The organism is Ruegeria sp. BF7, assembly GCF_056538605.1.
This window is the reverse complement of sequence record NZ_JBQFTM010000013.1, coordinates 1-25,706: the sequence shown is the minus strand read 5'-3', so window position 1 is coordinate 25,706 and position 25,706 is coordinate 1. Positions and strand designations below refer to the sequence as shown.

At 58.3% G+C, this 25,706-nt stretch carries 29 protein-coding genes and 1 tRNA gene; 15 read left to right on the top strand and 15 right to left on the bottom strand.

Going from position 1 to position 25,706, the window contains the following annotated elements:
* Positions 1–104: 104 nt before the first annotated feature.
* From ACR0IK_RS19430 to ACR0IK_RS19415, 4 genes are all read left to right on the top strand, one after another.
* A complete protein-coding gene (locus ACR0IK_RS19430) occupies positions 105–1,715 on the top strand; it encodes an FAD-dependent oxidoreductase (protein ID WP_480642826.1) in 1,611 nt (536 codons plus the stop codon).
* Between the two features lie 5 nt (positions 1,716–1,720).
* A complete protein-coding gene (locus ACR0IK_RS19425) occupies positions 1,721–1,918 on the top strand; it encodes a DUF2783 domain-containing protein (RefSeq protein WP_480642824.1) in 198 nt (65 codons plus the stop codon).
* Positions 1,919–1,922: 4 nt separating this feature from the next.
* A complete protein-coding gene (gene maiA / locus ACR0IK_RS19420) occupies positions 1,923–2,555 on the top strand; it encodes a maleylacetoacetate isomerase (RefSeq protein WP_480642822.1) in 633 nt (210 codons plus the stop codon).
* Between the two features lie 87 nt (positions 2,556–2,642).
* Positions 2,643–2,984: a DOPA 4,5-dioxygenase family protein gene (locus ACR0IK_RS19415; protein ID WP_480594497.1), complete on the top strand. Its 342-nt coding sequence runs from the start codon at positions 2,643–2,645 to the stop codon at positions 2,982–2,984.
* Here the strand turns inward: ACR0IK_RS19415 and ACR0IK_RS19410 are convergent.
* Positions 2,981–4,609: an acyl-CoA synthetase gene (locus ACR0IK_RS19410; RefSeq protein WP_480642819.1), complete on the bottom strand. Its 1,629-nt coding sequence runs from the start codon at positions 4,607–4,609 to the stop codon at positions 2,981–2,983. The two genes, ACR0IK_RS19415 and ACR0IK_RS19410, sit on opposite strands and share 4 nt — an antisense overlap.
* A 223-nt stretch (positions 4,610–4,832) precedes the next feature.
* Here ACR0IK_RS19410 and ACR0IK_RS19405 point away from each other — a divergent pair, with 223 nt between their 5' ends.
* Positions 4,833–6,224, top strand: a complete 1,392-nt coding sequence (locus tag ACR0IK_RS19405; protein ID WP_480642818.1) for an aminotransferase family protein — start codon at positions 4,833–4,835, stop codon at positions 6,222–6,224.
* A 222-nt stretch (positions 6,225–6,446) separates the two neighbouring features.
* Positions 6,447–7,265, top strand: a complete 819-nt coding sequence (locus ACR0IK_RS19400; RefSeq protein WP_480642817.1) for a hypothetical protein — start codon at positions 6,447–6,449, stop codon at positions 7,263–7,265.
* Between the two features lie 7 nt (positions 7,266–7,272).
* Here the strand turns inward: ACR0IK_RS19400 and rplT are convergent, their stop codons facing one another.
* The 4 genes from rplT to ACR0IK_RS19380 all read right to left on the bottom strand — a co-directional run bounded on the left by rplT (position 7,273) and on the right by ACR0IK_RS19380 (position 10,038).
* The gene (gene rplT, locus ACR0IK_RS19395; protein WP_008756009.1) at positions 7,273–7,638 is read right to left on the bottom strand and encodes a 50S ribosomal protein L20; all 366 of its coding nucleotides are present in this window, start codon (positions 7,636–7,638) and stop codon (positions 7,273–7,275) included.
* Positions 7,639–7,652: 14 nt separating this feature from the next.
* Positions 7,653–7,853, bottom strand: a complete 201-nt coding sequence (rpmI, locus tag ACR0IK_RS19390) for a 50S ribosomal protein L35 (protein ID WP_010443552.1) — start codon at positions 7,851–7,853, stop codon at positions 7,653–7,655.
* A 182-nt stretch (positions 7,854–8,035) separates the two neighbouring features.
* Positions 8,036–9,586, bottom strand: coding sequence for an alanine/glycine:cation symporter family protein (locus tag ACR0IK_RS19385; protein ID WP_480594492.1), 1,551 nt, complete (start codon positions 9,584–9,586; stop codon positions 8,036–8,038).
* 14 nt (positions 9,587–9,600) lie between these two features.
* A complete protein-coding gene (locus tag ACR0IK_RS19380; RefSeq protein ID WP_480594491.1) occupies positions 9,601–10,038 on the bottom strand; it encodes a universal stress protein in 438 nt (145 codons plus the stop codon).
* 199 nt (positions 10,039–10,237) lie between these two features.
* Here ACR0IK_RS19380 and ACR0IK_RS19375 point away from each other — a divergent pair, with 199 nt between their 5' ends.
* Positions 10,238–10,681, top strand: a complete 444-nt coding sequence (locus ACR0IK_RS19375) for an Lrp/AsnC ligand binding domain-containing protein (RefSeq protein ID WP_480642816.1) — start codon at positions 10,238–10,240, stop codon at positions 10,679–10,681.
* A 48-nt stretch (positions 10,682–10,729) separates the two neighbouring features.
* Here ACR0IK_RS19375 and pyk read toward each other — a convergent pair whose 3' ends face one another.
* Positions 10,730–12,175: a pyruvate kinase gene (pyk, locus tag ACR0IK_RS19370; protein WP_480642815.1), complete on the bottom strand. Its 1,446-nt coding sequence runs from the start codon at positions 12,173–12,175 to the stop codon at positions 10,730–10,732.
* Between the two features lie 130 nt (positions 12,176–12,305).
* Here pyk and ACR0IK_RS19365 point away from each other — a divergent pair, with 130 nt between their 5' ends.
* From ACR0IK_RS19365 to ACR0IK_RS19355, 3 genes are all read left to right on the top strand, one after another.
* Positions 12,306–13,043: an N-formylglutamate amidohydrolase gene (locus ACR0IK_RS19365; RefSeq protein ID WP_480594488.1), complete on the top strand. Its 738-nt coding sequence runs from the start codon at positions 12,306–12,308 to the stop codon at positions 13,041–13,043.
* Positions 13,044–13,102: 59 nt separating this feature from the next.
* Positions 13,103–13,342: a DUF6868 family protein gene (locus ACR0IK_RS19360; protein WP_480642814.1), complete on the top strand. Its 240-nt coding sequence runs from the start codon at positions 13,103–13,105 to the stop codon at positions 13,340–13,342.
* Between the two features lie 71 nt (positions 13,343–13,413).
* Positions 13,414–13,728 (top strand): DUF1244 domain-containing protein, encoded by a 315-nt coding sequence (locus tag ACR0IK_RS19355; RefSeq protein ID WP_480642812.1) that lies wholly within the window; start codon positions 13,414–13,416, stop codon positions 13,726–13,728.
* A 43-nt stretch (positions 13,729–13,771) separates the two neighbouring features.
* On the opposite strand, the gene ACR0IK_RS19350 is transcribed toward ACR0IK_RS19355, so the two are convergent.
* The 3 genes from ACR0IK_RS19350 to dgcN all read right to left on the bottom strand — a co-directional run bounded on the left by ACR0IK_RS19350 (position 13,772) and on the right by dgcN (position 16,681).
* Positions 13,772–14,632 (bottom strand): D-amino-acid transaminase, encoded by an 861-nt coding sequence (locus ACR0IK_RS19350; protein WP_480594485.1) that lies wholly within the window; start codon positions 14,630–14,632, stop codon positions 13,772–13,774.
* Between the two features lie 11 nt (positions 14,633–14,643).
* Positions 14,644–15,609: an N-acetyl-D-Glu racemase DgcA gene (gene dgcA, locus ACR0IK_RS19345; RefSeq protein WP_480594484.1), complete on the bottom strand. Its 966-nt coding sequence runs from the start codon at positions 15,607–15,609 to the stop codon at positions 14,644–14,646.
* A 70-nt stretch (positions 15,610–15,679) separates the two neighbouring features.
* Complete coding sequence (gene dgcN / locus ACR0IK_RS19340) at positions 15,680–16,681, bottom strand: N-acetyltransferase DgcN (protein WP_480594483.1); 1,002 nt, start codon at positions 16,679–16,681, stop codon at positions 15,680–15,682.
* A gap of 294 nt (positions 16,682–16,975) precedes the next feature.
* On the opposite strand from dgcN, the gene ACR0IK_RS19335 reads away from it, so the two are divergent.
* A complete protein-coding gene (locus ACR0IK_RS19335; protein WP_480594482.1) occupies positions 16,976–17,938 on the top strand; it encodes an L-malyl-CoA/beta-methylmalyl-CoA lyase in 963 nt (320 codons plus the stop codon).
* A gap of 41 nt (positions 17,939–17,979) precedes the next feature.
* Here ACR0IK_RS19335 and ACR0IK_RS19330 read toward each other — a convergent pair whose 3' ends face one another.
* Both ACR0IK_RS19330 and ACR0IK_RS19325 read right to left on the bottom strand, forming a co-directional pair.
* Positions 17,980–18,567 carry a PA14 domain-containing protein gene (locus ACR0IK_RS19330; protein WP_480642809.1) on the bottom strand — a complete coding sequence of 196 codons (588 nt, stop codon included), beginning with the start codon at positions 18,565–18,567 and terminating at the stop codon, positions 17,980–17,982.
* Positions 18,568–18,686: 119 nt separating this feature from the next.
* Entirely contained in the window at positions 18,687–19,139 is a 453-nt protein-coding gene (locus ACR0IK_RS19325; RefSeq protein WP_480597155.1) for an Lrp/AsnC family transcriptional regulator, read from the bottom strand.
* Positions 19,140–19,212: 73 nt separating this feature from the next.
* Between ACR0IK_RS19325 and ACR0IK_RS19320 the strand changes: the two genes are divergently transcribed.
* A complete protein-coding gene (locus ACR0IK_RS19320) occupies positions 19,213–19,809 on the top strand; it encodes a LysE family translocator (RefSeq protein ID WP_480597158.1) in 597 nt (198 codons plus the stop codon).
* A 1-nt stretch (position 19,810) separates the two neighbouring features.
* Here ACR0IK_RS19320 and ACR0IK_RS19315 read toward each other — a convergent pair whose 3' ends face one another.
* On the bottom strand, positions 19,811–20,644 hold the full coding sequence (locus ACR0IK_RS19315; protein WP_480642807.1) for an AraC family transcriptional regulator: 834 nt from the start codon (positions 20,642–20,644) through the stop codon (positions 19,811–19,813).
* 121 nt (positions 20,645–20,765) lie between these two features.
* Here ACR0IK_RS19315 and ACR0IK_RS19310 point away from each other — a divergent pair, with 121 nt between their 5' ends.
* Complete coding sequence (locus tag ACR0IK_RS19310; protein WP_480597164.1) at positions 20,766–21,728, top strand: acetyl-CoA carboxylase carboxyltransferase subunit alpha; 963 nt, start codon at positions 20,766–20,768, stop codon at positions 21,726–21,728.
* On the opposite strand, the gene ACR0IK_RS19305 is transcribed toward ACR0IK_RS19310, so the two are convergent.
* From ACR0IK_RS19305 to ACR0IK_RS19295, 3 genes are all read right to left on the bottom strand, one after another.
* Positions 21,725–22,852, bottom strand: a complete 1,128-nt coding sequence (locus ACR0IK_RS19305) for a lytic murein transglycosylase (RefSeq protein ID WP_480642806.1) — start codon at positions 22,850–22,852, stop codon at positions 21,725–21,727. The two genes, ACR0IK_RS19310 and ACR0IK_RS19305, sit on opposite strands and share 4 nt — an antisense overlap.
* 111 nt (positions 22,853–22,963) lie before the next feature.
* Complete coding sequence (locus ACR0IK_RS19300; protein ID WP_480597171.1) at positions 22,964–23,611, bottom strand: GntR family transcriptional regulator; 648 nt, start codon at positions 23,609–23,611, stop codon at positions 22,964–22,966.
* Between the two features lie 31 nt (positions 23,612–23,642).
* The gene (locus ACR0IK_RS19295) at positions 23,643–24,338 is read right to left on the bottom strand and encodes a M48 family metallopeptidase (protein ID WP_480597174.1); all 696 of its coding nucleotides are present in this window, start codon (positions 24,336–24,338) and stop codon (positions 23,643–23,645) included.
* A 100-nt stretch (positions 24,339–24,438) separates the two neighbouring features.
* Between ACR0IK_RS19295 and ACR0IK_RS19290 the strand changes: the two genes are divergently transcribed.
* Positions 24,439–24,765, top strand: a complete 327-nt coding sequence (locus ACR0IK_RS19290) for a TIGR02300 family protein (protein WP_480597177.1) — start codon at positions 24,439–24,441, stop codon at positions 24,763–24,765.
* A gap of 142 nt (positions 24,766–24,907) precedes the next feature.
* Positions 24,908–24,983 (top strand) — tRNA-Ala (locus tag ACR0IK_RS19285).
* Positions 24,984–25,706: the final 723 nt, after the last annotated feature.

The window sequence follows — 25,706 nt, the reverse complement described above, 5'->3', positions numbered from 1 at the left end:
ACGGCGGAATTTATGATGAAACCATTGGCTCAAGCCTTCGGCACCTCAGCGCCGGGGAATGAAATCTTGCGCGTAACCCGCGCCAGACCATCGGGGGAGAGCCCATGAACAAGATTTTCGAAGTCCCGCTTTATGCCTATGAACGCAGCCCGGATCAGGATGCACCCACACCTACCCGGCACAAGGTAATCGTGATCGGCGCGGGACCGATCGGGCTGGCCACAGCCATTGATCTGGCCCAGCAAGGGGTCGAGGTCGTGGTGCTGGACGACAATGATAAGGTCAGTTTCGGCAGCCGCGCCATCTGCTTTTCGCAGCGCACGATTGATATTGCCGACCGTCTGGGCGCGGGGCGTCCGATGATGGAAAAAGGGGTGCTGTGGAACGCGGGAAAGGTCTATTTCGATGAACGTCAGGTTTACGAGTTCAACCTGCAGCCCGACACAGGATACGCGAACCCGGCCTTCATCAACCTGCAGCAGTACTATTTCGAAAACGCCCTTGTTGACCGGGTGCGCGAATTGCAGGCCGAAGGTGCCCCCATCGAAATCCGCGGCCGCAACAAGGTCGAGGCCATCGGAACTCATGAAACCCACGTCACGCTTGAGGTCGAAACTCCTGAAGGTCCCTACAACATCGAGGCCGAGTGGCTGATCGCCTGTGACGGGGCGCATTCACCAACGCGGCGGATGCTGGGGCTGGATTTCGAAGGTCGTGTTTTCGAAGACAACTTCCTGATCGCCGATGTGGTGATGGAAGCAGATTTCCCGACCGAGCGCTGGTTCTGGTTCGATCCCCCCTTCAATCGCGGACAATCTGCGCTGTTGCACAAGCAGCCCGACAATGTCTGGCGCATCGACCTGCAACTGGGCTGGGATATCGACAAGGAGCGTGAACAAAAGCCCGAGAACGTCATTCCCCGGCTCAAGGCGATGCTGGGCGAGGATATTAAGTTCGATCTGGAATGGGTATCGATCTATACCTTCCAATGCCGTCGCATGGACCGGTTCCGTCATGGCCGCGTGTTGTTCGCCGGAGACAGTGCGCATCAGGTCAGCCCGTTTGGGGCCCGCGGCGCAAACTCCGGAATGCAGGATGCGGACAACCTGTGCTGGAAACTGAAGCTGGTCATCGACGGCAAAGCGCCCGAGATTCTGCTGGACAGCTACAACCGCGAGCGGGTTCAGGCCGCCGATGAGAATATCCGCATGTCCACGCGCTCGACCGATTTCATCACGCCGAAATCCGACATGTCTCGGCAGTTTCGGGATGCGGTTCTGGACCTCAGCGAACACTTTGAATTTGCTCGGCCGCTGGTGAATTCCGGCCGGTTGAGCACACCCTGCACCTATGAGGGGTCCTCGCTCAGCTCGGCAGATGCCCTGAACGGGCCGGACATCACCCGCCCGGGCGCAGCCTGCCCTGATGCGCCGTTGGGCGATGACTTCCTGTTGCCGAAACTGGCGGGCAAGTTCACTCTGCTGACCATCGACGCCGACGCCCCTGACCGGATCGAGGAAGACGGTATCGAAGCCACCCGGCTGGCTTTGTCCGTCAAGGATGACCTGACGCTGGAACTCAAGCGCCGGTATCTGGGCGACGCGGACAGCGCGGTCTACCTGATCCGTCCGGATCAACACGTGGCCGCACGGCGCGGCACGTTCGAAGAAAACGCATTCCGGCAGGCGATCCGCCGGGCCACCGGTAAGGAGTAAGCAAGATGGCCGATCTGATCCTCACCCCGAACCTCGACAATGGCGACGATTTCTATGCCGAGTTGCTGACCGCCCATGACGGGCTGGATAAATCGGAAAGCGAAGCACTGAACGCACGGCTCATTCTTGTGCTGGCCAACCATATCGGAAACGCGGATGTGCTGGCGCAAGCCCTGAAAGCTGCCGCATTGAAAAACGACTGACAGAATGGCCGAGGTGATCCTGTTTGACTATGGGCAGTCATCGGCCAGCTATCGGGTGCGCATCGCGCTGAATCTGGCCGGGATCGCCTATCGCGCTGTCTCGGTCGATCTCAGGGACGGGGCACAGAAATCGCAACCCCATCTGGCGCGCAATCCGCAGGGGCTGGTTCCGGTGCTTGAGATTGACGGGCTTCGGCTAACGCAATCTCTGGCAATCATCGACTATCTGGATCAGACTAGGGGTTTGGGATTGCTACCGGCTGAACCCGCGCACCGCGCAAAAGTAGCGGCTTTGGCGCAGTCCATTGCAGTGGATATCCACCCGGTCTGCAACCTGTCAGTTGCTCAGTACGCCACCACGCTCAGCGGCGGGGCCGAAGGGATGCTGGGCGATTGGATGCGCCACTTTATCCGCCCGGGCCTGTTGGCTTTCGAGGCACTTTTGGCCGAATTTGAACAGGCCCCCTACTGCGCAGGGTCTCAGCCCGGTATGGCCGATTTGTGCCTGATCCCGCAGTTGTACAACGCGCGCCGCTGGAGGGTGGACCTGTCCGACCTACCGCGCGCTCTGGCGGTCGAGGCCGCCTGTGCCAACCACCCCGCCTTCACGGCCGCTTCCCCTGAAGCTGTCGCCTGACCTGACGCACAGGTTCTGTGTGCTGACATCGGTGGGAAGGACAACCTGCATCGTGTATCCAGATACAAGCGAACGTAGGAGGCCCCAATGCCGGAGATCACTGGCTATCACGCCCATGTCTATTTTGACGCTGATACGCAGGACATTGCGCAACAGATCTGCCAACAGGCCGCGCGCCTGTTCCCGGTTGAGATGGGCCGAGTGCATACCAAGAATGTCGGCCCGCATCCGCGTTGGAGCTGCCAACTGGGATTTGCGCCGGACGCGTTCGACCAGGTTGTTCCATGGCTGATGCTGAACCGGCAGGGCCTGACCATCTTCACCCATCCGGAAACCGGTGACCATCTGACAGATCACCGGGACCGCGCGGCGTGGATGGGTGAAATACTGGAGCTTGACCTGTCAATCTTTGACAAGATGGGCGCTTAGGTCAGCGCCCGCGCCTGATCCCGCAGTTTGAACTTCTGTATCTTGCCGGTCGAGGTCTTCGGCAATGCCCCGAACACCACCGTCTTCGGCGCTTTGAAATGGGCCATGTTGTCACGGCAGAAGGCAATGATATCCGCCTCGCTCGCCTGCGCATCCGGCTTGAGTTCGACAAAAGCACAGGGCGTTTCACCCCATTTCTCATCCGGGCGGGCGACCACGGCGGCCTCCATCACGGCGGGGTGTTTGTAGAGGATATCTTCGACCTCAACCGATGAGATATTCTCCCCGCCCGATATGATGATGTCCTTGGACCGATCCTTCAACGCGATGTAACCGTCCGGGTGCATGACCCCCAGATCACCCGAGGCAAACCAGCCGCCACGAAACGCCTTGTCCGAAGCCTCGGCGTTTTTCAGGTAGCCTTTCATGACGACGTTGCCCCGCATGAAAATCTCACCCATCGTCTCCCCATCTGCAGGCACAGGCTCCAAGGTCTCCGGGTCAGCTACCATCAGCCCTGACAGGGCCGTATAGGGAACCCCCTGGCGGACCTTGAGCGCGGCGCGCTCTTCGGCACCTTTGCTGTTCCACTCGTCCTTCCAAGCGCACACCACAGATGGCCCATAGGTTTCGGTCAGGCCGTAGACATGGGTCACCTCGACACCCATGCTTTCCATCTTTTCGATCACGGCGGCCGGTGGCGGGGCACCTGCGGTCATCACCTTGATCTCATGATCGAAATCTTTCAGGTGATCCGGCGCGTTGGCCAGCATGTTCAACACAATTGGCGCGCCGCAGAAATGAGTAACCTTTTCATCGCGGAAGGCGGCATAGATCGGCTCGTCCCGCACCGCCCGCAAACAGACCGAGACCCCAGCATTGGCTGCCATTGCCCAAGGGAAACACCAGCCGTTGCAATGGAACATCGGCAGCGTCCACAGGTAGACCGAATGCTTCGGCATGTCCCAGTCCAACAGGTCCGACTGTGCGTTCAGCGTCGCGCCCCGGTGGTGATACACGACCCCTTTCGGATTGCCTGTGGTACCAGAGGTATAGTTCAGCGTGATCGCATCCCATTCGTCATCGGGTAAGGACCACACGAATTCCGGATCACCCTCGGCCAGCAGCGCGTCATAGGTCAGGCTGCCCAGCTTTTCGCCGCCATCAAAACTGGGGTCTTCGATGTCGATGACCAGCAAGTCATGATCCACCTGTTTCAGTGCCTCTTTCACCACGCCCGAAAACTCGGGATCGACCAGTAGAACCTTGGTTTCGGCGTGGTTCAGGATGAAGGCGATGATCGGCGCGTCCAGCCGCGTGTTGATCGTGTTCAACACCCCACCTGCCATGGGCACTCCGAAATGGGCCTCATACATCTCGGGAATGTTGGCGGCGATGATCGAGACCGTGTCGCCCTTGCCGATCCCCCGCGCCGCCAATGCGCCCGCCAGACGGCGGCACCGGGCATAGGTTTCAGCCCAGATAAAACGGCGCTCGCCATAGACCACCGAGGGGTAATCCGGGTAGATCTTCGCGGTGCGTTCGATGAAACTCAGCGGCGACAAGGGCGTGTAGTTCGCGCGGTTCTTGTCCAAATGACGCTCGTAGATATTGTCACCTGCCATGTGCTGACCCTCCCAGTTCAATTCCTGCGCGACTTGATCACAAAGTAAGGAACCTGGCAAACCCGTAGAAATACGCCGAAGCCATGGACTGGCAATACGGGATGGTGCAATCTGGCCCTATCTACAGATGGCCATTCGCGGTGATCTGGGCCATCAAGAATTCCAAGCCGGGGCGGCATCGTTCCCGCAACCTGCACACCCAATACTTCTGAAAGGACATGTCATGGACGGCACGTTCAACGAAAACGATCTTTCCCGCGTGGTCGAGGCCGACCGCGCCCATATCTGGCACCACCTGATCCAGCATAAGCCCTTTGAAACCAATGATCCCCGCATCATTGTCGAAGGCAAGGGAATGCGCGTCTGGGATCAGAACGGCAAAGAGCATCTGGATGCCGTTTCGGGCGGTGTATGGACCGTCAACGTGGGCTATGGCCGCGAATCGATCTGCAAGGCGGTGTACGACCAGCTGATGAAGCTGTGCTACTTTGCCAACTCCGCCGGCTCGATCCCCGGGGCAATCTTCGCCGAAAAGCTGATCGAGAAGATGCCGGGCATGAGCCGTGTCTACTACACCAACTCGGGCTCTGAGGCGAACGAGAAGGCGTTCAAGATGATCCGCCAGATCGCGCACAAGAAATATGGCGGCAAGAAAACCAAGATCCTGTACCGCGAGCGCGACTATCACGGCTCGACCCTGGCGACCATGTCCGCAGGTGGTCAGGACGAGCGCAACGCGCAATACGGCCCCTTCGCGCCCGATTTCGTGCGTGTCCCGCACTGCATGGAGTACCGCAAGCACGAGCTGGACGGCGCACCGGTTGAAAACTTCGGCGAATGGGCAGCGGATCAGATTGAAGAGGTCATCCTGCGTGAAGGTCCAGACACCGTTGGCGCGCTGTGCCTCGAGCCGGTGACCGCAGGTGGTGGCGTGATCGAAGCGCCCGAGGGCTACTGGCAGCGCGTGCAGGAGATCTGCAAGAAATACGACGTGCTGCTGCATATTGACGAGGTCGTCTGTGGCGTTGGCCGCACTGGCACTTGGTTCGGCTACCAGCAATACGGCGTCAAACCGGACTTTGTGACGATGGCCAAAGGCGTTGCCTCGGGCTATGCGGCGATTGCCTGCATGGTTACCACCGAGGAAGTCTTTGAGATGTTCAAGGACGACGCGGCCGACCCGCTGAACTATTTCCGCGACATCTCAACCTTTGGCGGCTGCACCGCCGGTCCTGCGGCAGCGATCGAGAACATGCGTATCATCGAAGACGAGAACCTGCTGGGCAATTGCTCGGCCATGGGGGATCGCATGATGGGCAACCTGCAGGCGCTGATGGAAAAGCACAAAGTCATCGGCGACGTACGCGGCAAGGGCCTGTTCCTGGGCGCCGAACTGGTCGCTGACCGCGGCAGCAAAGAGCCGGTGGACGAGAAACTGGCGCAAGCGGTTGTGGCCGATTGTATGGCGCAAGGCGTGATCATCGGCGTCACCAACCGCTCGGTCCCCGGCCGCAATAACACGCTGTGCTTCTCGCCCGCGCTGATCGCAACGGCGGACGACATCGATCAGATCACCGACGCGGTCGACGGCGCGCTGGGTCGCGTGTTCGGGTAAGGCGTGATCTTTTGAGGTTGCAAACCGGCGCTAAATGCGCCGGTTTTTTTGTTTTCAATCAACCTTGTCGTTGCGTGGTGCTGTAAGGTCACCTGCTCACCACACGAGGCCGACTTGTTGCAGCCTTTGCGATAGCGGCGTCACCGCCTTGGTGCTACAGTCAGCAAAAAGCCGGTCCCAACGGTATGTGCAAAGGTGACAACCCTCGAACTAAGGCCTGATATGAGCAGCGTATTGTGCGTCGGCGACTCCCATACTCGGTTGATCGGAGCAAAACCGGCAGAAACAAGATTCAGGTACGGGCGCATTTCGCCAACCGATATCCGCGGCTTCGATACCGCCCACCTGCTGAGTATCAAAGGTGCAACTGCTGCAGGGTTTAACGCCAAGAATGACCCTCGGTCTTCTTTTTCGCAGGCAGCGCGGGCGATCGAGCAGCTCAACCCCGATGTCGTTTGCTTCGGGTTTGGACAGGTGGATGCCGAGCTCAGTTGCTATTTTTTGGCCCTCCGCGACGACATCGCGCTGGACGAGGCCGTTGAATCCAGACTGGTAAAACTCGGGCACTACCTGGATGCATGTCAAGAAGCCTCTGCCGGCCGCCCGATTGTCATAAAAGGCCTGAACACGGTAGCACTGAATGACGACAGTGCATTGCAAACCATGCTCAGCCGTCAGATACAAAAGTGGCATCAGGTGACCCGCAGGCAAGCCTTTCAGGCCATTAGGGATCTTGGAATATACCTTGAAGTACACGCGCAAATCAACGCTCAGATCGCAGAGGCTTTGGCAATTCTGGCAACCGAATCTGGGCTTGCATACTTTGATCTTCGCAGCATGACGGCTATTGCCGTCGGCCAAGGCCAGTCTAAGCCAGAGTATTGCGCCCAGGGTGTCGATGTTCACCTGCGTTCGACACCCGAAATTGAAGTCGCATTTTCAGATGCTCTGTCAATTGTTGCTGAAACGGCGTGCTCTGACAGGCCGAAAACAGAAAAAGGCCGCTCCGAAAGGAACGGCCTTCATTCACTGTCTCTTTAAAAGAGGATCAGGCAGCCAGAGCGGCCTGAGCTTTGGCGACGATCGCGCCGAACGCTTCCGGTTCGTGCACGGCCAGATCGGCCAGAACTTTGCGGTCCACTTCGATACCGGCCAGGTTCAGGCCGTTGATGAAGCGGGAATATGTCAGTGCTTCGTCATGCGAACGGACAGCAGCGTTGATACGCTGGATCCACAGCGCGCGGAAGTTGCGCTTGCGGTTCTTACGGTCGCGGGTTGCGTACTGATTGGCCTTGTCGACGGCCTGACGGGCAACCTTGAAGGTGCTTTTGCGGCGGCCATAGTAACCTTTGGCGGCCTTGATGACCTTCTTGTGACGGGCGTGAGTTACAGTTCCACCTTTAACGCGGGACATCTCTTAATCTCCTCTTAGCGGTCGTAGGGCATGTAGCCCTTGACGATCTTGGCGTCGGGGGCGGACAGGGTGGTGTTACCACGGGCGTCGCGGATGAACTTCTTGGTCCGCTTGATCATGCCGTGCCGTTTGCCGGCCTGGCCAGCAAGGACCTTACCGGTCGCAGTCACCTTAAAGCGCTTCTTGGCGCTCGACTTGGTCTTCATCTTAGGCATTTCCGTCTCCTTTCAGGGTTCGGTACTAAACGCGACTCGGCATGCCATCTCGGCCGGTCACGCGATCAGAAGCGCCGTTTACGCAAGTTCAGTCATAGTGGCAAGGGGGTTTGGACCAGAAACTGCGATTTTCGCAGGGTGGTCAGGCACCGGGGCGACAGGCGCCGCCCCGGTGGATTGGGTTAATGTTCGAATTTGCGGATTTCACCGGTTTTCAAGCGGCTCGCATAGCTCGCCAGCTCTTCCCGCACCACTTTCATCAGGAAGTAGAGCGCAAAGACGTTCACAACCGCCATCGCAAAGATCGCCGCATCCGAGAAGTCAATGACCGGGCCAAGGTTGGCCGCCGCGCCGATGACGACGAAGATGCAGAAGATGATCTTGAACACCAGTTCCTTGGTGTGGCCCTCGCCGAACAGATAGGTCCAGGCCTTAAGACCATAATAGGACCAGCTGATCATGGTCGAGAAGGCAAATAGTACCACTGCGATGGCCAGCACATATGGGAACCAGCCAAAGGCGCTTGCAAAGGCGGCTGAGGTCAGGCTGACGCCCGAATTGCCGTCAACAGTGGCAATCGCATTACCCGCTTCGTTCAGCAAGTATTTGCCGGTATCCGGATCGATGATCAGCTGCTGGGTGATGATGATCACCAACGCGGTCATCGTACAGATCACGACAGTATCGATGAACGGCTCCAGCAGGGATACAAAACCTTCCGTGATCGGCTCGCTCGTCCGCACGGCCGAGTGCGCAATCGCCGCCGAGCCCACGCCCGCTTCGTTCGAGAACGCCGCACGGCGGAAGCCCTGGATCAGGGCGCCAACCATGCCGCCCGCCACACCGAGGCCGGTGAAGGCACCCGCGAAGATCTGGCCAAAGGCCCAACCGATCTGGTCTGCGTGCATGATGATGATGACCAGAGCTGCCAACACATACATGATCCCCATGAACGGCACGACCTTTTCGGTCACGCGTGCAATGGATTTCAGGCCGCCCACGATTACCGCGAAAACGATGCCGGCAAAGACCAGACCGGTGATCCAGCCAGGATAGTCGCCCACGATACCTGCGATCTGCTGGTGTGCCTGGTTGGCCTGGAACATATTGCCCCCGCCCAGCGCGCCAAGAATACAGAAGATCGAGAACAAAATGGCCAGGATCTTACCGCCCGGCAGACCCAGTTCGCTGAATCCTTTGGACATGTAATACATCGGGCCACCAGATACGGTGCCGTCTTCGTATTCGTTGCGGTATTTCACACCCAGAGTACATTCGGTGAATTTCGAGGCCATGCCCAGCAGGCCCGCCGTGATCATCCAGAACGTCGCGCCCGGCCCGCCGATACCCACGGCAACCGCCACACCAGCGATGTTACCAAGGCCGACTGTACCCGATAGCGCGGTAGCCAGCGCCTGAAAGTGGCTGACCTCACCCGCGTCGTTGGGATCGGAATAGTCACCTTTGACCAAGCTGATGGCGTGCCCGAAGAAGCGGAACTGCACAAAGGCAAAATACAGCGAGAAAACCGTCGCCGCGATCACCAGCCATCCGACGATCCAAGGGAAGCCCGTGCCCGGAAACGGGGCGAAGATAAAGCTGACGAATGGTCCGGTGAAATCGGCAAACGCCTGATTGATCTTGTCATCCAAGCCCGGTGCGTCTTGCGCCCAAGCGGGGCTGGCGATCAAAGCTGCTGATGCACCAAGACTCAGTTTTTGAAGCATATTCATACTCTCCACTCCCCTCAGTTCACAACCGTGACCGGCACATCGGCATGCATGACCAGATTCTGGGTCGAGCTGCCGAACAGGCGTTTTTTGAACCCGTCCGCCGAGGCGCGCCCGACGATGATCTGGGTGCCGCCGTTTTCAACCGTGATCACGTTCAGCGTTTCGGCCACGTCGCCATGGCGAACAATGCCATGCGCTGTGAAGCCCTCTGCATTCAGCGCGTCTACCGCAGGGGTGACGATCCGTGTCGTGGCCAGTTCGACCTCTTCCTCGCGCCGTTTGTGCCGCAGCGCGTTTTCTTCAGGTGTCTGGAAAGTGAATGGGGACCATTCGATCACGTAGACCACCAGCAACTCACATGAGCCGATGCGCCCTGCCAAATCCTTGGCAAAGGCGATCGCGCGCTCCCCGGTCTCTGTCCCGTCCAGTCCTATGACAATTTTTGTTGTCATGTCGGTTCTCCAATTTTTTTTCGTTGGGTCGAGGCCCGTGCCCTCGACAAGGCAGCCGAACTTGGAACACATTTACGCAGCTGCCTTCAGACAAGTATTAGGAAAAATCACTAGGAATTGGTGATTATTTTAGTCTATATTCAGTGAAAAATGTCGTCTTACGCTAAGATTTCAGGGATTTTTACTGATCGATAGAGATTTGGACAAAATCGACCAACGTATTCTGCAAGAGTTGGAGATCAACGGAAGGTTGTCGATTGTCGATCTTGCGGCACGCGTCAATCTGACCAATACTCCCTGTTCCGAGCGGGTCAAGCGCTTAGAAAAAAACGGGTACATCAAGGGCTATTGCGCCATCGTCGATAAAGAACGAATGGGGCTGGCCTTGCTGACGGTGGTGCAGGTTTCACTCGCCGCTACAGCTGAGCAATCTCTCAGCAGATTCAATGACGCTGTCCGCAACATTCCAGAGATTGAAAGCTGCCTGATGGTTGCGGGTTCGTTTGATTATCTGCTGACCGTCCGCACTCGAGATATCTCACACTTCCGCGATATCCTCGGCGAGAAAATAAACAAGCTGCCTGGAATTCACCAGACCAGCTCATTTACAGTAATGGAGATCGTGAAAATCCCTGTCTCCTGACTGGTTGTATTTCGGCCACGCGAGGGATTGAACGTTGAGACAAGTACCTCAACCGGGATCTGTATTGTAAATCAGACGTTCGTCACAGGGCGCGATACGCAGGATATTGGTGGTTCCGGGCACGTTGAACGGCACACCGGCCGTTACCACAATCTGATCGGACTCGGTCGCAAACCCGCCGGCACGAGCAGCGCGGGCAGCATTGACAACGGCCCCCTTGAAACGCTCAAGCTCGGGCGTCATCACGCAATGGCAACCCCAACTCAGGCACAGGCGCCGCGCGGTTCCGGTGGCGGGGGTCATGGCGATGATCGGCACACCGGGACGCTCCCGCGCGGTCAAAAGTGCCGTTGTGCCGCTTTGGGTAAAGCAGCAGATGGCCTTGATATCGGTCTTTTCGGCAATCTCGCGCGCGGCGGCCACGATCCCGTCGGCAATTGTCGTGCCTTTGGCTGTGCGCGACGCCGAGATGATCTGCGTATAGGTCGGGTCGGCCTCGACCTCGATGGCGACCTTGTTCATGGTTTGCACAGCTTCGATCGGGTATGAGCCCGCCGCGGATTCAGCACTTAGCATGATGGCGTCGGTGCCCTCGTAGATGGCAGTCGCCACATCTGAAACCTCGGCCCGCGTGGGCATCGGGCTTTCGATCATACTCTCCAGCATCTGGGTCGCTACGATCACCGGCTTGGCCGCACTCCGGCATTTCCGCACCAATCGTTTCTGAATTGGTGGAACTGCGGAAACCGGCAGTTCGACCCCAAGATCACCGCGTGCCACCATGATCCCGTCCGAGGCATCAAGAATATCGTCAAACGCCTCAACAGCCGCTGGCTTTTCGATCTTGGACAGGATCGAGGCACGGCCATCGGCCAGCGCGCGGGCTTCGAACACGTCCTTGGCGCGCTGCACAAAGCTGAGAGCCAGCCAGTCCACACCCAGTTGGCAGACAAACTCCAGATCGTCACGATCTTTGGCCGACAGCGCGGCCAGCGGCAGCACCACATCAGGAACGTTTACACCTTTGCGGTTCGAGATCGTGCCGCCGACTTCGACCGTGCAATTTGCAAAATCCTGGCCGCACTCCTGTACGGTCAGGCGAATTTTGCCATCGTTGACCAAAAGGCGCGCGCCTGGCTCCAACGCGGCAAAAATCTCGGGATGCGGCAGACACACGCGGGTGATATCACCGGGTTCGGGATTCAGATCCAGACGGAAGGCAGCGCCTTCATCCAATTCTTCTGCGTCATTGGCAAAAACTCCGACACGCAGTTTGGGACCCTGGAGGTCAGCCAGAATTGCGATCGGACTGTCGAGATCCTTTTCAACCTGCCGAATGATCCTGTGGCGTTCACGAATTTCATCATGACTGCCATGACTCATGTTCAGGCGAAACACATCTGCGCCAGCCTCATGCAGGGCGCGGATCATATTATAGTCGTTTGACGCCGGTCCCAGCGTCGCCACAATTTTCACATTTCTCAGGCGTCGCATTGGTTTTGTCTCCTAACGTCTTCTCTTGGATTTCGCATCATGTTACCGCAAACATCACATGTCAGCTTATTGCGCAATTCCCTTTTCAAAGCAACTGCCCTAAACCTGCGACAAACTAGATGACAGGCTTATGACGTATTCCCCGTTTTTTATCCACGGTGCCGATCGCCCCTCGCGCTGGCTGATCACATGCGACCACGCAACCAACACGGTTCCCCCCGAAATCAATGGAGGCGAGCTTGGCCTGCCGCGTGAGGATATGGAACGGCATATTGCCTATGATGTCGGCGCCTATGAAGTATCCAAGCACTTGGGCGAGATCCTGAACGCTCCGGTGATCGCCGCCAATTTCTCGCGTCTTGTGATCGATCCGAACCGGGGCGAAGATGACCCAACCCTGCTGATGAAGCTCTATGACGGTTCGATTATCCCCGGTAACCGCCACGCCGACGCGACCGAACGCGAACGGCGCCTGAACATGTGCTACCGCCCCTATCACGAGGCACTGGAGCGTATGTCGGGCCTGCCGCACGCGGTGATCGTGTCAATGCATTCCTTCACCCGCCAGTTGCGCGGTCGCGCGCCGCGTCCGTGGCATGTGGGGGTTCTGCACACGCCGGACGAACGGTTCTCACGACCCCTGATCAACCGGCTCGAGGCCGAGGACGACCTGTGCGTCGGCGTCAACGAACCCTATACTGGCGTCTTGCCCGGTGATGCGATCGACCGGCACTGCACTGCCCATGGCCGTCCGAACGCCCTGATCGAGCTGCGCAACGACCTGATCGCCGATCATGCCGGACAACGCATCTGGGCCGAGCGCATGGCCGTGGTGCTACAGGATGCTCTGGCAAACAGCGGCCTTTGATCACACCTCATTGTGAGACCAGCCGCTGATCCCCATATATTATGGGAAAGGGGGCGACCATGACTCAGGAGTTTCTGACCTCTGTCTTTGGCTGGATGGCGGCACTCAACATTGCGGTCCTGCTGTTCACGACACTTATAATCGTGTTGTTGCAGGATTGGATCGCAGGTGTGCATGGCCGGATGTTCCAGATGGAGCGCCCGGACGTGAAGCGGGCGTATTTCCGGTATCTGGCGAATTACAAAATCCTGACCCTGATCTTCTGCATCATTCCCTGGCTGGCTTTGAAACTGGCCTGAGACACCGTGTTGAAACATCGCCATCGGACCGCTAGGTCAGAGATAACGGTACAGTCATCCGGAGCCATACCATGGACAAACAAACCGAAACCGAACTTCAGGCCGCCGCGTTCCGCCGGTTGCAAAAGCACCTGATGGAAGATCGCACCGACGTTCAGAACATCGACATGATGAATCTGGCCGGGTTCTGCCGCAACTGCCTGGCCCGCTGGTATCAGGAAGCCGCCAACGAAAAGGGGATCGAGATGGGCAAGGACAAAGCCCGCGAGGTTTTCTATGGCATGACCATGGATGAGTGGAAGGCCAACTACCAGACCGAGGCCAGCCCTGAGAAGCAGGCAGCTTTCAAGGTAGCCTTTGACGAGAACGTAACGAAAAAGGGCTGACGCCAGATACGAAAAAGGCCCGCCGATTTGGCGGGCCTTTGCTTTAGATTGCGGCCTTGCGGCTTTCGTCCAGATAAATCTCGCGCAGGCGTTTGGAAATCGGGCCCGGTGTGCCTTCGCTCAGCGTCACCCCGTCAATCTCAACCACCGGCATGACAAATGCGCTGGCCGAAGTGGTGAAGGCCTCATCCGCCTCTTTCGCCTCATCAATGGTGAACAGACGCTCTTCGATTTCCATCTGAGCCTCTGCCGCCATGCGCAGCACCGCCTTGCGGGTGATGCCGTGCAGAATGTCGTTGGACAGCGGGCGGGTGACAATCTTGCCGTTCTTGACGAAATAGGCGTTGTTGCTGGTGCCCTCGGTCACATAGCCGTCTTCCACCAGCCACGCATCGTCGCAACCCGCTTTTTTGGCCATCATCTTGCCCATCGACGGGTAGAGCAACTGCACGGTCTTGATGTCGCGGCGACCCCAGCGGATATCCTCGATCGAGATGATCTTGGCGCCTTTCTTGGCCGCGGGGCTGTCGGCCAGACCCGGTTTGTTCTGGGTGAACAGCACGAGGCTGGGTTTGGTATTGGCGGACGGGAACACGAAATCCCGGTCGCCATCCGAACCCCGGCTGACTTGCAAATAAACAAGACCTTCTTCGATGCCGTTCAACTCCACCAATTTGCGGTGAATTTCCAGCAGCTCTTCCTTGGTGCAGGGCTCGGCCATCTCCAGCTCGTCCAGCGACCGCTTGAGGCGCACCGCGTGGCCTTCGAAATCGATCAGCTTGCCATCCAGAACGCTGGTCACTTCGTAAACGGCGTCCGCAAACAGGAAACCACGGTCAAAGATGGACACCTTGGCCTCGGTCTCGGGCAGGTATTCGCCATTTACGTAAACGGTGCGGGTCATGTCTTGTCTCCTCAGCCCCAGAGTTCCGCTTTGGGCGGGTGCACTCCGGCATCATCAAAAATCAGCGGGTTGTCGCGGTCTTCGGCTAACAGAAGCGGGCCGTCAAGGTCCGTTACCATCGCACCCTGCGCCAGCAGGGTCGCGGGTGCCATGGCCAGAGAACTGCCGACCATGCAGCCGACCATCACACGATAGCCCTCTGCCAACGCGGCTTCACGCAATGCCAGCGCCTCAGTCAGGCCGCCGGTTTTATCAAGCTTGATATTCACCACGTCGTACTTGCCCTTCAACGCAGGCAGGCTTGCACGGTCGTGGCAGGATTCGTCTGCGCAGACCGGCACCGGGCGCTCCATTCCGATCAAGGCCTCGTCGTCCGCTGCGGGCAGAGGCTGCTCGACCAGTTCGACACCAAGTCGCACCAGATGCGGAGCCAGATCGGCATAAACTTCGGGCGACCAACCTTCGTTTGCATCCACTATGATCTTTGACTTTGGCGCACCGGCACGCACAGCCTCCAGCCGAGGCATGTCATCCGGGGTGCCCAGTTTTATCTTCAACAACGGACGATGCGCGTTTTCGGCGGCTTGCGCCTGCATCGCTCCGGGTGTCGCCAGAGACAATGTGTATGCAGTTATCTCCGGAACCGGAACCGGCAGACCGGCCAATTCCCAAGCCCGCTTGTCCGCGCGTTTGCAATCCAGATCCCACAACGCACAATCCACGGCATTCCGAGCGGCACCCGCAGGCAACAAATCCATCAGCGACTGACGGGTGAACTCGGCAGGCAGGCCCGCGATTTCAGCCTCAACCGACTCGAGCGTTTCATCATAGCGCGCATAGGGAACACATTCGCCCCAGCCCTGATGGGTTCCGTCTGAAATCCGGACGGTCAGCACCTTTGCCTCGGTCCGCGACCCGCGCGAGATGGTGAACACCTGCGCCAATCGAAACACATCACGAGAGACCTCTACCTGCACGCAAACGCTCCTTCGTCTTTTCAAAAAAGTACGCCGGGGCGAGGAACCTCGCCCCGGCGCATCGTTCAGATCACATTGCGGCCAGCGCGTCCACCAGCTTGCCCGAGCCGAAACGGAACGGATCGGTCGCAGGCAGACCCATATCGTCTTCGATCTTGACCAGATAGGCGGAGGCGTCTTCCTCGGACATGTGCTGCGTGTTGACCGAAACGCCAACGACCTGACAATCCGGGTTTGCAACCTTGGCCAGTGCCAGCGCGGTGTCGCGCAGGGTCTCCAGTGTCGGCAGTTGATAGGTCGGCAGGCCGCGCATGTGCTCGCGGGTCGGTTCGTGACACAGGATCAGCGCGTCAGGCTGACCGCCATGGACCAGCGCCATGGTGACACCCGAATAGGACACATGGAACAGCGACCCCTGCCCTTCGATCAGGTCCCAGTGGTCGTCGTCATTGTCGGGCGTCAGCCACTCAACCGAACCGGCCATGAAATCGGCAATCACCGCGTCCAGCGGCACACCGTCACCGGTAATGAGGATGCCGGTCTGACCGGTGGCGCGGAAGGTGCATTTCATCCCGCGCTCACGCATTTCTGCGTCCATTGCCAGCGCCGTGTACATCTTGCCAACCGAGCAGTCGGTGCCCACAGCCAGACACCGCTTGCCCTTGCGTTTGATACCATTGGCGATCGGATAGTCGACTTCGGGCACGCGCACATCGTGCAGTTTCTGGCCGGTCGCTTCGGCAACGGCAACCAGATCAGGTTCGTTGCGCAGCAGGTTGTGCAGGCCCGAGGCGAGATCGAAGCCTTCCTCCAGCGCCATGACCAGAACCTTTTTCCACTCCTGACTGATAACGCCACCGCGGTTGGCCACACCGATGACAAGGGTCTTGGCCCCGGCTTCTTTCGCCTCGGTCAGGGTCATGTCTGTCAGTCCCAGATCGGCCTTGCAGCCCTCCATCCGGTACTGGCCCACGGCGTTTTCGGGACGCCAGTCCTTAATTCCAACTGCCACTTTGGCCGCCAATTGGTCGGGCGCATCGCCCAAAAACAGCAGGTACGGTGTCTCGATCATTGCGGTCACTCCTTTGATTCCGACGCAGGCTAAGGGACGTGCCTTACGAGTGTTTCGCGTTTTCATTCGGGTTCGGCTGCGTGAGAGGGAGTTTCTTGCACGTTTTAAACTTAACACGCAAAAATCTCTCAAGTTTTCACAGTGATTAATCTTTAATCACCACGCAGACCCCAACACACGGCAGATGCTGCGATTGCATTGCCGCAGCTGCACAAAGAAGCTTGCGAAGCCTCGCGCAATTTAATACCTCATACAGCAAGAAAATCGTAATTTCCTTTCTTGCACGAGGTCCAGATGAGCTTTCGCATTCAACCCGCCGCCCCCGCGCGCCCCAACCGTTGTCAACTGTTCGGGCCGGGATCGAACACAAAGCTTTTCCCGAAAATGGCGGCGTCTGCAGCGGATGTGATCAACCTCGACCTTGAGGACTCGGTCGCCCCTTCTGACAAGGACGTCGCGCGCGCCAATGTGATCGAGGCGCTGAACACGGTCGACTGGGGCAACAAGTACATGTCCGTGCGGATCAACGGGCTGGACACGCCCTATTGGTATCGCGATGTGGTCGATCTGATGGAACAGGCAGGTGACCGTCTGGACCAGATCATGATTCCCAAGGTCGGCTGCGCAGCGGATGTCTATGCTGTAGACGCGCTGGTCACAGCTATCGAGCGCGCCAAGGGCCGCACCAAACCGGTAAGCTTTGAGGTCATCATCGAGTCCGCCGCAGGTATTGCCCATGTCGAAGAGATCGCGGCCTCATCGCCCCGTATGCAGGCGATGAGCCTGGGCGCTGCGGACTTTGCGGCCTCGATGGGAATGCAGACCACCGGCATCGGCGGCACGCAGGAAAACTACTATATGCTGCGTGAGGGCGAAAAACACTGGTCCGATCCGTGGCACTGGGCGCAGGCCGCCATCGTCGCTGCCTGCCGCACCCACGGCGTGCTGCCGGTGGACGGGCCATTTGGTGATTTCTCGGATGATGAGGGTTACATTGCGCAGGCCAAACGCTCGGCCACGCTGGGTATGGTCGGCAAATGGGCGATCCACCCGAAACAGATCGCGCTGGCCAATCAGGTCTTCACCCCGTCAGACGAGGCCGTATCCGAAGCACGCGAGATTCTGGCCGCGATGGAGCAAGCCAAGGCCAATGGCGAAGGTGCCACTGTCTACAAAGGGCGTCTGGTTGATATCGCTTCGATCAAACAAGCTGAAGTTATTGTGGCACAGGCGGAGCTGATCGCCGCAAATGGCTAGGCCAAAAAGAAACCGGGGGCGCAGAATAGCGCCCCTAAGTTTCATTTGTAGCCAAACACGTTGTTTGGAACCCAGCTTAACTTATCGCCCTGTTTTCCCCATTTCATCATAAGGCAGGCCGTTCCGTACTTTTGGTAGTAGATCATTTTCAGTTCGTACCATCCCGCCTCAGGCACCTCGACTTCAACGCGCTCATTGGCGGAACAAGGTTGCGAAAAACTGGCGCCACCAACATTTTGCCCCCCAATCCAAGCTTCGAGACCATCATTGGAATGCGTCTCCAACTCATAGAGACCAGGCGCGTCAAACTTGATGAACCCGCGAATATCCGCAGCAACGTTGTAGTGTTCAGGATGGGTCATTACAGGGTCGCCTTTGCTGGTGTCGCTGTAGTCAAGACCCCGAAGCGGCTGTCCTGGCGCTCCTTTTTCATTCAACAACGCTTTGGCTTCGGTGAGTGAGTCAATCTTGCGAGGTGGACTTCCCAGCCAAGCATAGTCAGTCGCAAGTCCAGTTTTCAGTCCCGAAGGCTGCGGGCTGGCTGGTTTGAGTTTAAGCGGCGCGCCAATCGCGGCACCCGCTATCATCGCTGACACAACGGCAATAACGCCAATCCTTAGTGGTTTCATTTTGACCTCCCTGAGTTTGCGCCGCTTTTGCAGAGTTTCCCCATTATGGGCGCCGTTGGGATGACACTAGGTGGTTAGAAATTGCCCTGCAAGGCGGTTAAATATCACGTTTGCCCCGGTCAGGCGCGCATGTCTTTTGGGGATCCCATCACCACATAGGATGTGATCGACGTGACATGTGGCAGGGTTCCCAATACCTCGGTGTGAAAGGTCTTGTACGTCGCAAGATCGGCGCATTCCACGCGCAGCAGGTATTCGATGGTGCCCGTGATGTTATGGCATTCCACTACCTCCGGCGCGCGTTGGAGGGCACGTTCGAACCCTTCCTGCGCGGCCTTGGTATGCTCTCCCAGACCAACACCAATATAGGCCACAAATCCCAAGCCCAGCGCCGCCGGGTTCAACACCGCGCGATAGCCCGAGATCACGCCCGCGCGCTCAAGCTCCTGCACCCGGCGCAGACAGGCCGAGGGCGACAGGCCAACGCGATCCGCCAGTTCAAGGTTGCTAACGCGACCATCGCGGGACAATTCGCGCAATATTTGTTGGTTTATGTGATCAAATTTCGTCATTGGTTGCAAAACTACAGTAGTCACACACTATAACGCAATTTCATTTGCCCGCTGATCAGTGATTATGTGCGCGATGTCCTATGAAGTTCTTCTGGCCCTGATCGCCTTTGCTTTCGTCTCGTCGATCACGCCGGGACCGAACAACCTGATGCTTATGGCGTCTGGTGCTAATTTCGGCTTTCGCCGCACTATTCCCCACATGTTGGGAATCGGGTTGGGGTTCACCCTTATGGTCCTGCTGGTCGGCGCCGGGCTGGTACAGGTGTTTGACCGGTACCCGGTCAGCTACACGATCTTGAAGCTCGTCTCAGTGGTTTACCTGCTGTACCTAGCCTGGAAAATTGCGCATGCAGCACCGACAAAGGCCGGGGTCACGAAAGGCGATCCTATGACCTTCCTACAGGCCGCCGCCTTTCAATGGGTCAATCCCAAGGCCTGGGCCATGGCTCTGACGGCCACTACCGCCTACACCCCGGATCATACACTGCAGGCTATCGTGATCGTGGCGCTGATCTTTGGAGCGGTAAACCTGCCTTCGGTCAGCACATGGACCGTTCTGGGACAGCAAATGGCGCGGATCCTAACGAACCCGCGCCGCTTGGTAGTATTCAACTGGACCATGGCTGCGCTGCTGGTCGCATCGCTTTACCCGGTCCTGTGGCCGAACTGAATCACTTCAACGGCAGGCAGATTTCCGTCAGCAGTTCTTCGGGCGCTGTATCGCGCGGGTCGTTCAGATAGATTTCATAACAAGGTTGGTCCGCAGGTTCCTCGCCCGATTCTGGCAGCCAGTTGCCGAACAGGCTGTGATAGGCGGCCCCAAGCCCGGAATAAGGACCCTTGAACGTCAGAACAGCCGTCTTGCCGCCAGGGATTTGCACAGCCTCCATGCCTTCGGGCGTATCATCACCGCGGAATTCGGCTCCGGCATAACTGCGCAGATCGTCAACGGGCACAGCGTCAGGGCTATTGAGATAGATGCCGATCACCGGCCCGACCTGCGGCCACAACTGGCGGGATTCGCACAAGGCACCGAAGGCCGCAAAGCTCTTGCCGATCTCGGCATAGGCGCCTTTGTGCGGCAGGCCGACAACGAGGCGGGCGGGTTCGGTTCGGGTAGTGACAGGATACATTGGATATTCTCCGGTTCTGAAATGTGGATGGACGGGCAAGAACTGCCCGGCCTTGCGAAATGCGGCGGGGCTGCTGCCGTAGGCTTCGGAAAAGGCCCGCGCAAAGGAGTTCAGATTGGGATAGCCCACGTCTGCTGCGATCTGCGTCACCGGCCTGTCAGACCGAACCAGCCCAACCGCCGCACGGTGCAGCCGGATACGACGCACCGCCTGCGCGCAGGTCTCACCGGTCAGAGCGCGGAACACTCTGTGCCAGTGAAACCGGGACATCGCCGCTACATCGGCCAGCTCATCCAGCGACAGGTCCCCGGCGGGGTGGTCGTGGATGTAGGCCAGCACGCGCAAAATGCGGTTTTCATAGCTGGTTGGCATTTGTGTCCTTCCTTCTCTTTGCCCATCCGTGGTCGCATATCCTGCTTCCACAAATCTTGCTGAGTTGCATCCCGCGCAACCACAGGTCATATAGCGGGGAAATTCCGCGTTGAGAGGCGTCATGACCCAGTATCTGGATTTCGAAAAACCCCTGGCCGAGATCGAAGGCAAGGCCGAGGAGTTACGCGCGCTGGCCCGCGCCAACGAAGAGATGGACGTGGCCGAAGAGGCCGCTGCGCTGGACGCCAAGGCGGCCAAGCTGCTGGAAGAGCTTTATGATGATCTGACCCCATGGCGGAAATGCCAGGTGGCGCGTCACCCGGAGCGCCCGCACTGCAATGATTATGTCGATGCCCTGTTCACCGAATTCACTCCACTGGCCGGCGACCGGAACTTTGCTGACGATCTGGCGGTAATCGGCGGTCTGGCGCGGTTCAACGATCAGCCGGTGATGGTGATTGGTCACGAAAAGGGTTCGGACACCAAATCGCGGATCGAACGCAACTTTGGAATGGCGCGCCCCGAAGGATACCGCAAGGCTGTGCGCCTGATGGAGATGGCCGGTCGGTTTGGCCTGCCCGTGATCACTCTGATTGATACGGCGGGTGCCTACCCTGGCAAGGGAGCCGAGGAACGTGGACAATCCGAAGCGATTGCTCGCTCGACCGAGATGTGCCTGAAGATCGGTGTACCGCTGGTGTCGGTGATCATCGGCGAAGGCGGCTCTGGCGGGGCTGTGGCTTTTGCCACGGCAAACCGCGTCGCGATGCTGGAACATTCGGTTTATTCGGTGATCTCGCCCGAAGGCTGCGCCTCGATCCTGTGGAAGGATGCCGAGAAGATGCGCGAAGCCGCCGAGGCGCTTCGCCTGACCGCGCAGGACCTGCAAAAGCTGGGCGTCTGCGACCGGATCATCACCGAGCCCAAGGGCGGTGCCCACCGGGACCGCGAGGCGACTGTTGAATCAGTTCGCGCCGCAATTGCCGCCATGCTGCAAGAACTGGACGGCAAGGATGCGGCGGCCCTGATCAAGGATCGCCGTCAGAAGTTCCTGGATATCGGCTCGAAAGGGTTGGCGGCCTAACCGCCCAACCGCCGCAGCAACTCGACAGAGGGTTTGCCGGTAGCGGCCAATCCATTGGCCCGCTGGTACGCGCTGATCGCGGCTTCGGTATTCTTGCCAATCACCCCGTCGGCGCCCTGCGTGTCATACCCAGCCGACGTCAAACGGCGTTGAAGTTCCTTGCGGTTCTCAAGCGTCAGCCCGGTCGCGTCCGGCCCGAACGAGGCCTGAAACGGTGCACCACCCGCAATCCTGTCAGACAGATGGCCAACACCGATCGCATAGCTGTCTGAGTTGTTATAGCGTTTGATCACCTGAAAATTGCGGAACACCGCGATGCGCGGTCCCGGTTTTTGCGGCTGCAGCACCGCAACGGGCGTACCCGAAACCGTACCGGCCTCACCACCCCAAGGCTGTCCGCGAACCCAACCGGCGCGCGCCAGATAGGCGGCGGTAGAGGCCAGTGAGTCCGTCGGATCCTCGGACCAGATATCCCTCCGCCCGTCACCGGTGAAATCCACCGCATAGGCCAGGTAGGACGTTGGGATAAACTGCGTATGCCCCATCGCCCCGGCCCAACTGCCGGTCATGTTGGTAGGGTTTGTGTCACCTTCCTGAATGATCTTCAGGGCCGCCACCAATTGCTTTTCAAAGAACGCACCACGCCGCCCGTCATAGGCCAGCGTGGACACTGCCGAAATCACCGGCACATCCCCGCGCCGCGCGCCATATCGGCTCTCCAACCCCCAAACAGCAACGACAACCTCTTTGTCGACGCCGTATTTTGCTTCGATCTGCGACAGGGTTCCGGCGTGCCGCACCAGCATCAGCTTTCCGGTGGCGATCCGCTCGTCCGAGGCTGCAATCGCCAGGTAGTCCTCGAGTGACCGCTTGAATTCAACCTGATTGCGGTCGCGTTCGATCACCTCGGGCAAATAACCTGCCCCCCGAAAGGCACTGTTGAGGGTGGATTGCGATATCCCCTGCGCCGCCGCTCGGCCTTTGAAGCTCGCGACCCAAGCATCCCATCCAGAATTTGGCACCGGTCGCATCCGCGACGCGGGTGTGTTGGTCGGGGCACCGGTGGAACAGGCGCTCAGCAGGGCCGACCCGAGACCCAGTGAAAATGTCCGTCGATTGATCATGACTGAAATCTGCTCTTGTTGTGATTTGGGCCAGATTAACCCAGACCCAATCTTCAAGCCACAACGACGAAGCATCTCAGGAGCGATTTCAGGCCTTCGGCAACAAGCCGCTTAGGTGACCAGCAACCGCAGACCCTGTGTCACATCCGTCCGGACCGCCAGTCGCAACCCGGGCTCGTCTCCGGCCTGCAACGCCGCGATGATCAGCTTGTGGTTATGCGGCGGATCGGTCCGCCGCAACCTGCCGTACAGAGTGCGCATGGTGGGACCAAGCTGCAACCACACGGTTTCAGCAATCGCCAGCATCGCCGGGGCCTGTGCCCGCAGATAGAGCGTGCGGTGAAACTCCAGATTGGTGCGGATATACCCAACGGCGTCACGCTTGGTCACCATCTCAGCCACGTTCATGTTGATGCTTTGCAACCGGTCGATTAGCGCCATATGCGCCCGAGGCAGGGCGCGGCTGGCCAGCTCAACCTCAAGCAATGCGCGCAGGGCGGCCAGTTCCTCGATCCGGTCATTGGTCAACTCGGGCGTGGAAACACGGCCCGAGGTTGACAGAAACAACGCCCCTTCAGCCGCCAAGCGCCGCACCGCCTCACGCGCGGGGGTCATCGAGACACCGAATTCCTTGCCGATCCCGCGCAGGGTCAGCGCCTGCCCCGGCGCCATCTCGCCATGCATGATTCGAGAGCGCAACGTGCGATACACCCGGTCATGTGTCGCGCCTTGAGAGTCGGAGGGGCGTGTGGTCAACATTTCCAATTTGTGATCACAAACGGGCGCGAGGTCAACTCACGGCGGCATCAAATCTGTATCGGTGCAACTGGGCCCCGTTGTCGCGCAACCAGCGCCTCTGGTCACTGTAGTCACCGAAAACCCGTTCGACCTGTGCCCAGAACGCCGGAGAGTGATTCATCTCGACCAGATGCGCCACCTCATGCGCTGCGACGTAGTGCAGGATCTCGGGCGGAGCGAGGATCAGCCTCCAGGAGAACATCAGCCCTCCGTCTGAGCTGCACGACCCCCACCGCGAACGGGTGTCGCGGATGGTCAGGGTGGAATAAGAACGGCCCAGCATTGCGGCGTAGTCATCACAGGCCCCTGTCAGGCGATCCCGCGCCAGTTCCTTGAGAAACCGCGCCAAACGCCGGGCCTCGGCCCCTGCGGGCACGGCGATCTCATCACCTTGCAACAGAACACGACGGCCCTTTGCCGGCACGATTCGCCGCTCTACGCCCTCGATAGGGATGGTCTTGCCGAATTGAACAACGGCCGGGTCAGGGCGATCCTGCAAATGCTGACGTATCCACTCTTCCTTGGTGCGGGCGAAGCTCAGCGCTTCGGTCTCGGGCACGCCCTGCGGATAGGTTAGCGTAACCCGCCCATCCAGTTGGGAAATCCGCAGGCTGATCCGTCGTGCCCGCGCCGATTTCCGCAACGTCAGCGGCACCGGAGGTGTCCCGGGCAGTGCGTGATCTCCCATATGCCTGTTTCTCCTGCTCAAAGGCTTTGACAGTGCCCGCTGCATGTGGCACGTGACCTGAATCGTTGATACGACTCACCTGATATCAAGGGGATTTGACATGCCCAAGGAAGAATGGGGCGTAAAGCGCGTTTGCCCAACAACCGGCAAGCGGTTTTACGACCTGAACAAGAACCCGATCATCAGCCCCTACACCGGCGAGATCGTGGAGCTTGAGACCGGCAAAAGCCGGATGATCGCTGCGGATGCGGAAGATGCAGCCTCGGCCAAAGCGCGCAAAGACGCCTCGGAAGAAGATCTTGTTCTGGATGATGACGACAATGTCGATGTTGATCTGGATGATGATCTGCTGGACGATGATGACGACGACAATGATGACGTCTCGCTGGACGATATCACCGACATGTCGTCGGAAGACGAAAACTAAGACCGGTCAGGGGCGGCCTCTCGCCGCCTCATGCCCACCCCCGGACGCGGAACGGAAAGTTTTTGGCAAAATCCATTTTTGGACTTGCACTCCCAGCCACCGTCTCATAAACGTCCGTCCACTGCTTCGGCAGTACCTGGAAGGGGCCTTAGCTCAGTTGGGAGAGCGCTTGCATGGCATGCAAGAGGTCAGGGGTTCGACTCCCCTAGGCTCCACCAAAACCTAACTGGTGATCCGCCACCCAAAGTTCTTCCTTTTGGCAGCAGGAATTTCCCTTGGATCCAAAACCGACAGTCCTTCATCGTAAGCTGAGCAGAGACTCGTGAGCCTTAACAACTGAGTTAAGAACACAGAAGGGACCACCAAGTGGATACACGTTGCAGTTGCAGCACGCTCTAACTAATTTGATCTTTCGCTCAAATAAACCGGCTTTTCAAACCTACTTAAACAGCGCTAACCTTTCCCTCGTTTTTTGCTTGCCCCTTGGCAGTTGCAATCTGCGTTCACTTTTAGAGTTGCGGCAATTGGGCGGCTTCGTAGTTAGTCCGAAAACAATCTAAACTTGAGCCCGGCGCAGAAATTCAGCTACGGTGAGGCATGTTGATCCAACCAACCCTTCTCAATGACAAAGCGCAAAAGGTACAGTCACAAGTCTTCGTCTGTGGTCCGGGACTAACCTCAGGACGGGTCGACATTCGGCACTTAGCCCGGCAAGAGCTCGAAAAAATGCAAAACGTTAAAGTTGTGTATGGCGAAGAAATAGAAAAACAGTACCTATATTCACGAAAAGGAATGGACCTGCAGACACTTGAAGCAAGATTTGCTCATGACGTGGATTTTACCCTACTGATTGTCTGACGTCAGCGCCAATGGGACAGTTTAGGTCGATTTGATAAGAGAGGGTTTCTGGCTCATCGTAACCGCCAAGGAGTGGAGATGAG

Bases quoted from the DNA above. Each gene is read 5' to 3' on its own strand.
- ACR0IK_RS19305 (WP_480642806.1), bottom strand. From the start codon at position 22,852: ATGATCAATCGACGGACATTTTCACTGGGTCTCGGGTCGGCCCTGCTG.
- dgcN (WP_480594483.1), bottom strand. From the start codon at position 16,681: ATGATCGAGACACCGTACCTGCTGTTTTTGGGCGATGCGCCCGACCAA.
- ACR0IK_RS19430 (WP_480642826.1), top strand. From the start codon at position 105: ATGAACAAGATTTTCGAAGTCCCGCTTTATGCCTATGAACGCAGCCCG.
- ACR0IK_RS19400 (WP_480642817.1), top strand. From the start codon at position 6,447: ATGAGCAGCGTATTGTGCGTCGGCGACTCCCATACTCGGTTGATCGGA.
- ACR0IK_RS19355 (WP_480642812.1), top strand. From the start codon at position 13,414: ATGGACAAACAAACCGAAACCGAACTTCAGGCCGCCGCGTTCCGCCGG.
- ACR0IK_RS19365 (WP_480594488.1), top strand. From the start codon at position 12,306: ATGACGTATTCCCCGTTTTTTATCCACGGTGCCGATCGCCCCTCGCGC.
- ACR0IK_RS19425 (WP_480642824.1), top strand. From the start codon at position 1,721: ATGGCCGATCTGATCCTCACCCCGAACCTCGACAATGGCGACGATTTC.
- ACR0IK_RS19295 (WP_480597174.1), bottom strand. From the start codon at position 24,338: ATGGGAGATCACGCACTGCCCGGGACACCTCCGGTGCCGCTGACGTTG.
- ACR0IK_RS19415 (WP_480594497.1), top strand. From the start codon at position 2,643: ATGCCGGAGATCACTGGCTATCACGCCCATGTCTATTTTGACGCTGAT.
- ACR0IK_RS19385 (WP_480594492.1), bottom strand. From the start codon at position 9,586: ATGAATATGCTTCAAAAACTGAGTCTTGGTGCATCAGCAGCTTTGATC.
- rplT (WP_008756009.1), bottom strand. From the start codon at position 7,638: ATGTCCCGCGTTAAAGGTGGAACTGTAACTCACGCCCGTCACAAGAAG.
- ACR0IK_RS19335 (WP_480594482.1), top strand. From the start codon at position 16,976: ATGAGCTTTCGCATTCAACCCGCCGCCCCCGCGCGCCCCAACCGTTGT.
- pyk (WP_480642815.1), bottom strand. From the start codon at position 12,175: ATGCGACGCCTGAGAAATGTGAAAATTGTGGCGACGCTGGGACCGGCG.
- ACR0IK_RS19380 (WP_480594491.1), bottom strand. From the start codon at position 10,038: ATGACAACAAAAATTGTCATAGGACTGGACGGGACAGAGACCGGGGAG.
- maiA (WP_480642822.1), top strand. From the start codon at position 1,923: ATGGCCGAGGTGATCCTGTTTGACTATGGGCAGTCATCGGCCAGCTAT.
- ACR0IK_RS19325 (WP_480597155.1), bottom strand. From the start codon at position 19,139: ATGACGAAATTTGATCACATAAACCAACAAATATTGCGCGAATTGTCC.
- ACR0IK_RS19405 (WP_480642818.1), top strand. From the start codon at position 4,833: ATGGACGGCACGTTCAACGAAAACGATCTTTCCCGCGTGGTCGAGGCC.
- ACR0IK_RS19350 (WP_480594485.1), bottom strand. From the start codon at position 14,632: ATGACCCGCACCGTTTACGTAAATGGCGAATACCTGCCCGAGACCGAG.
- ACR0IK_RS19410 (WP_480642819.1), bottom strand. From the start codon at position 4,609: ATGGCAGGTGACAATATCTACGAGCGTCATTTGGACAAGAACCGCGCG.
- ACR0IK_RS19300 (WP_480597171.1), bottom strand. From the start codon at position 23,611: ATGTTGACCACACGCCCCTCCGACTCTCAAGGCGCGACACATGACCGG.
- ACR0IK_RS19360 (WP_480642814.1), top strand. From the start codon at position 13,103: ATGACTCAGGAGTTTCTGACCTCTGTCTTTGGCTGGATGGCGGCACTC.
- ACR0IK_RS19320 (WP_480597158.1), top strand. From the start codon at position 19,213: ATGTCCTATGAAGTTCTTCTGGCCCTGATCGCCTTTGCTTTCGTCTCG.
- ACR0IK_RS19310 (WP_480597164.1), top strand. From the start codon at position 20,766: ATGACCCAGTATCTGGATTTCGAAAAACCCCTGGCCGAGATCGAAGGC.
- ACR0IK_RS19290 (WP_480597177.1), top strand. From the start codon at position 24,439: ATGCCCAAGGAAGAATGGGGCGTAAAGCGCGTTTGCCCAACAACCGGC.
- ACR0IK_RS19330 (WP_480642809.1), bottom strand. From the start codon at position 18,567: ATGAAACCACTAAGGATTGGCGTTATTGCCGTTGTGTCAGCGATGATA.
- rpmI (WP_010443552.1), bottom strand. From the start codon at position 7,853: ATGCCTAAGATGAAGACCAAGTCGAGCGCCAAGAAGCGCTTTAAGGTG.
- ACR0IK_RS19315 (WP_480642807.1), bottom strand. From the start codon at position 20,644: ATGCCAACCAGCTATGAAAACCGCATTTTGCGCGTGCTGGCCTACATC.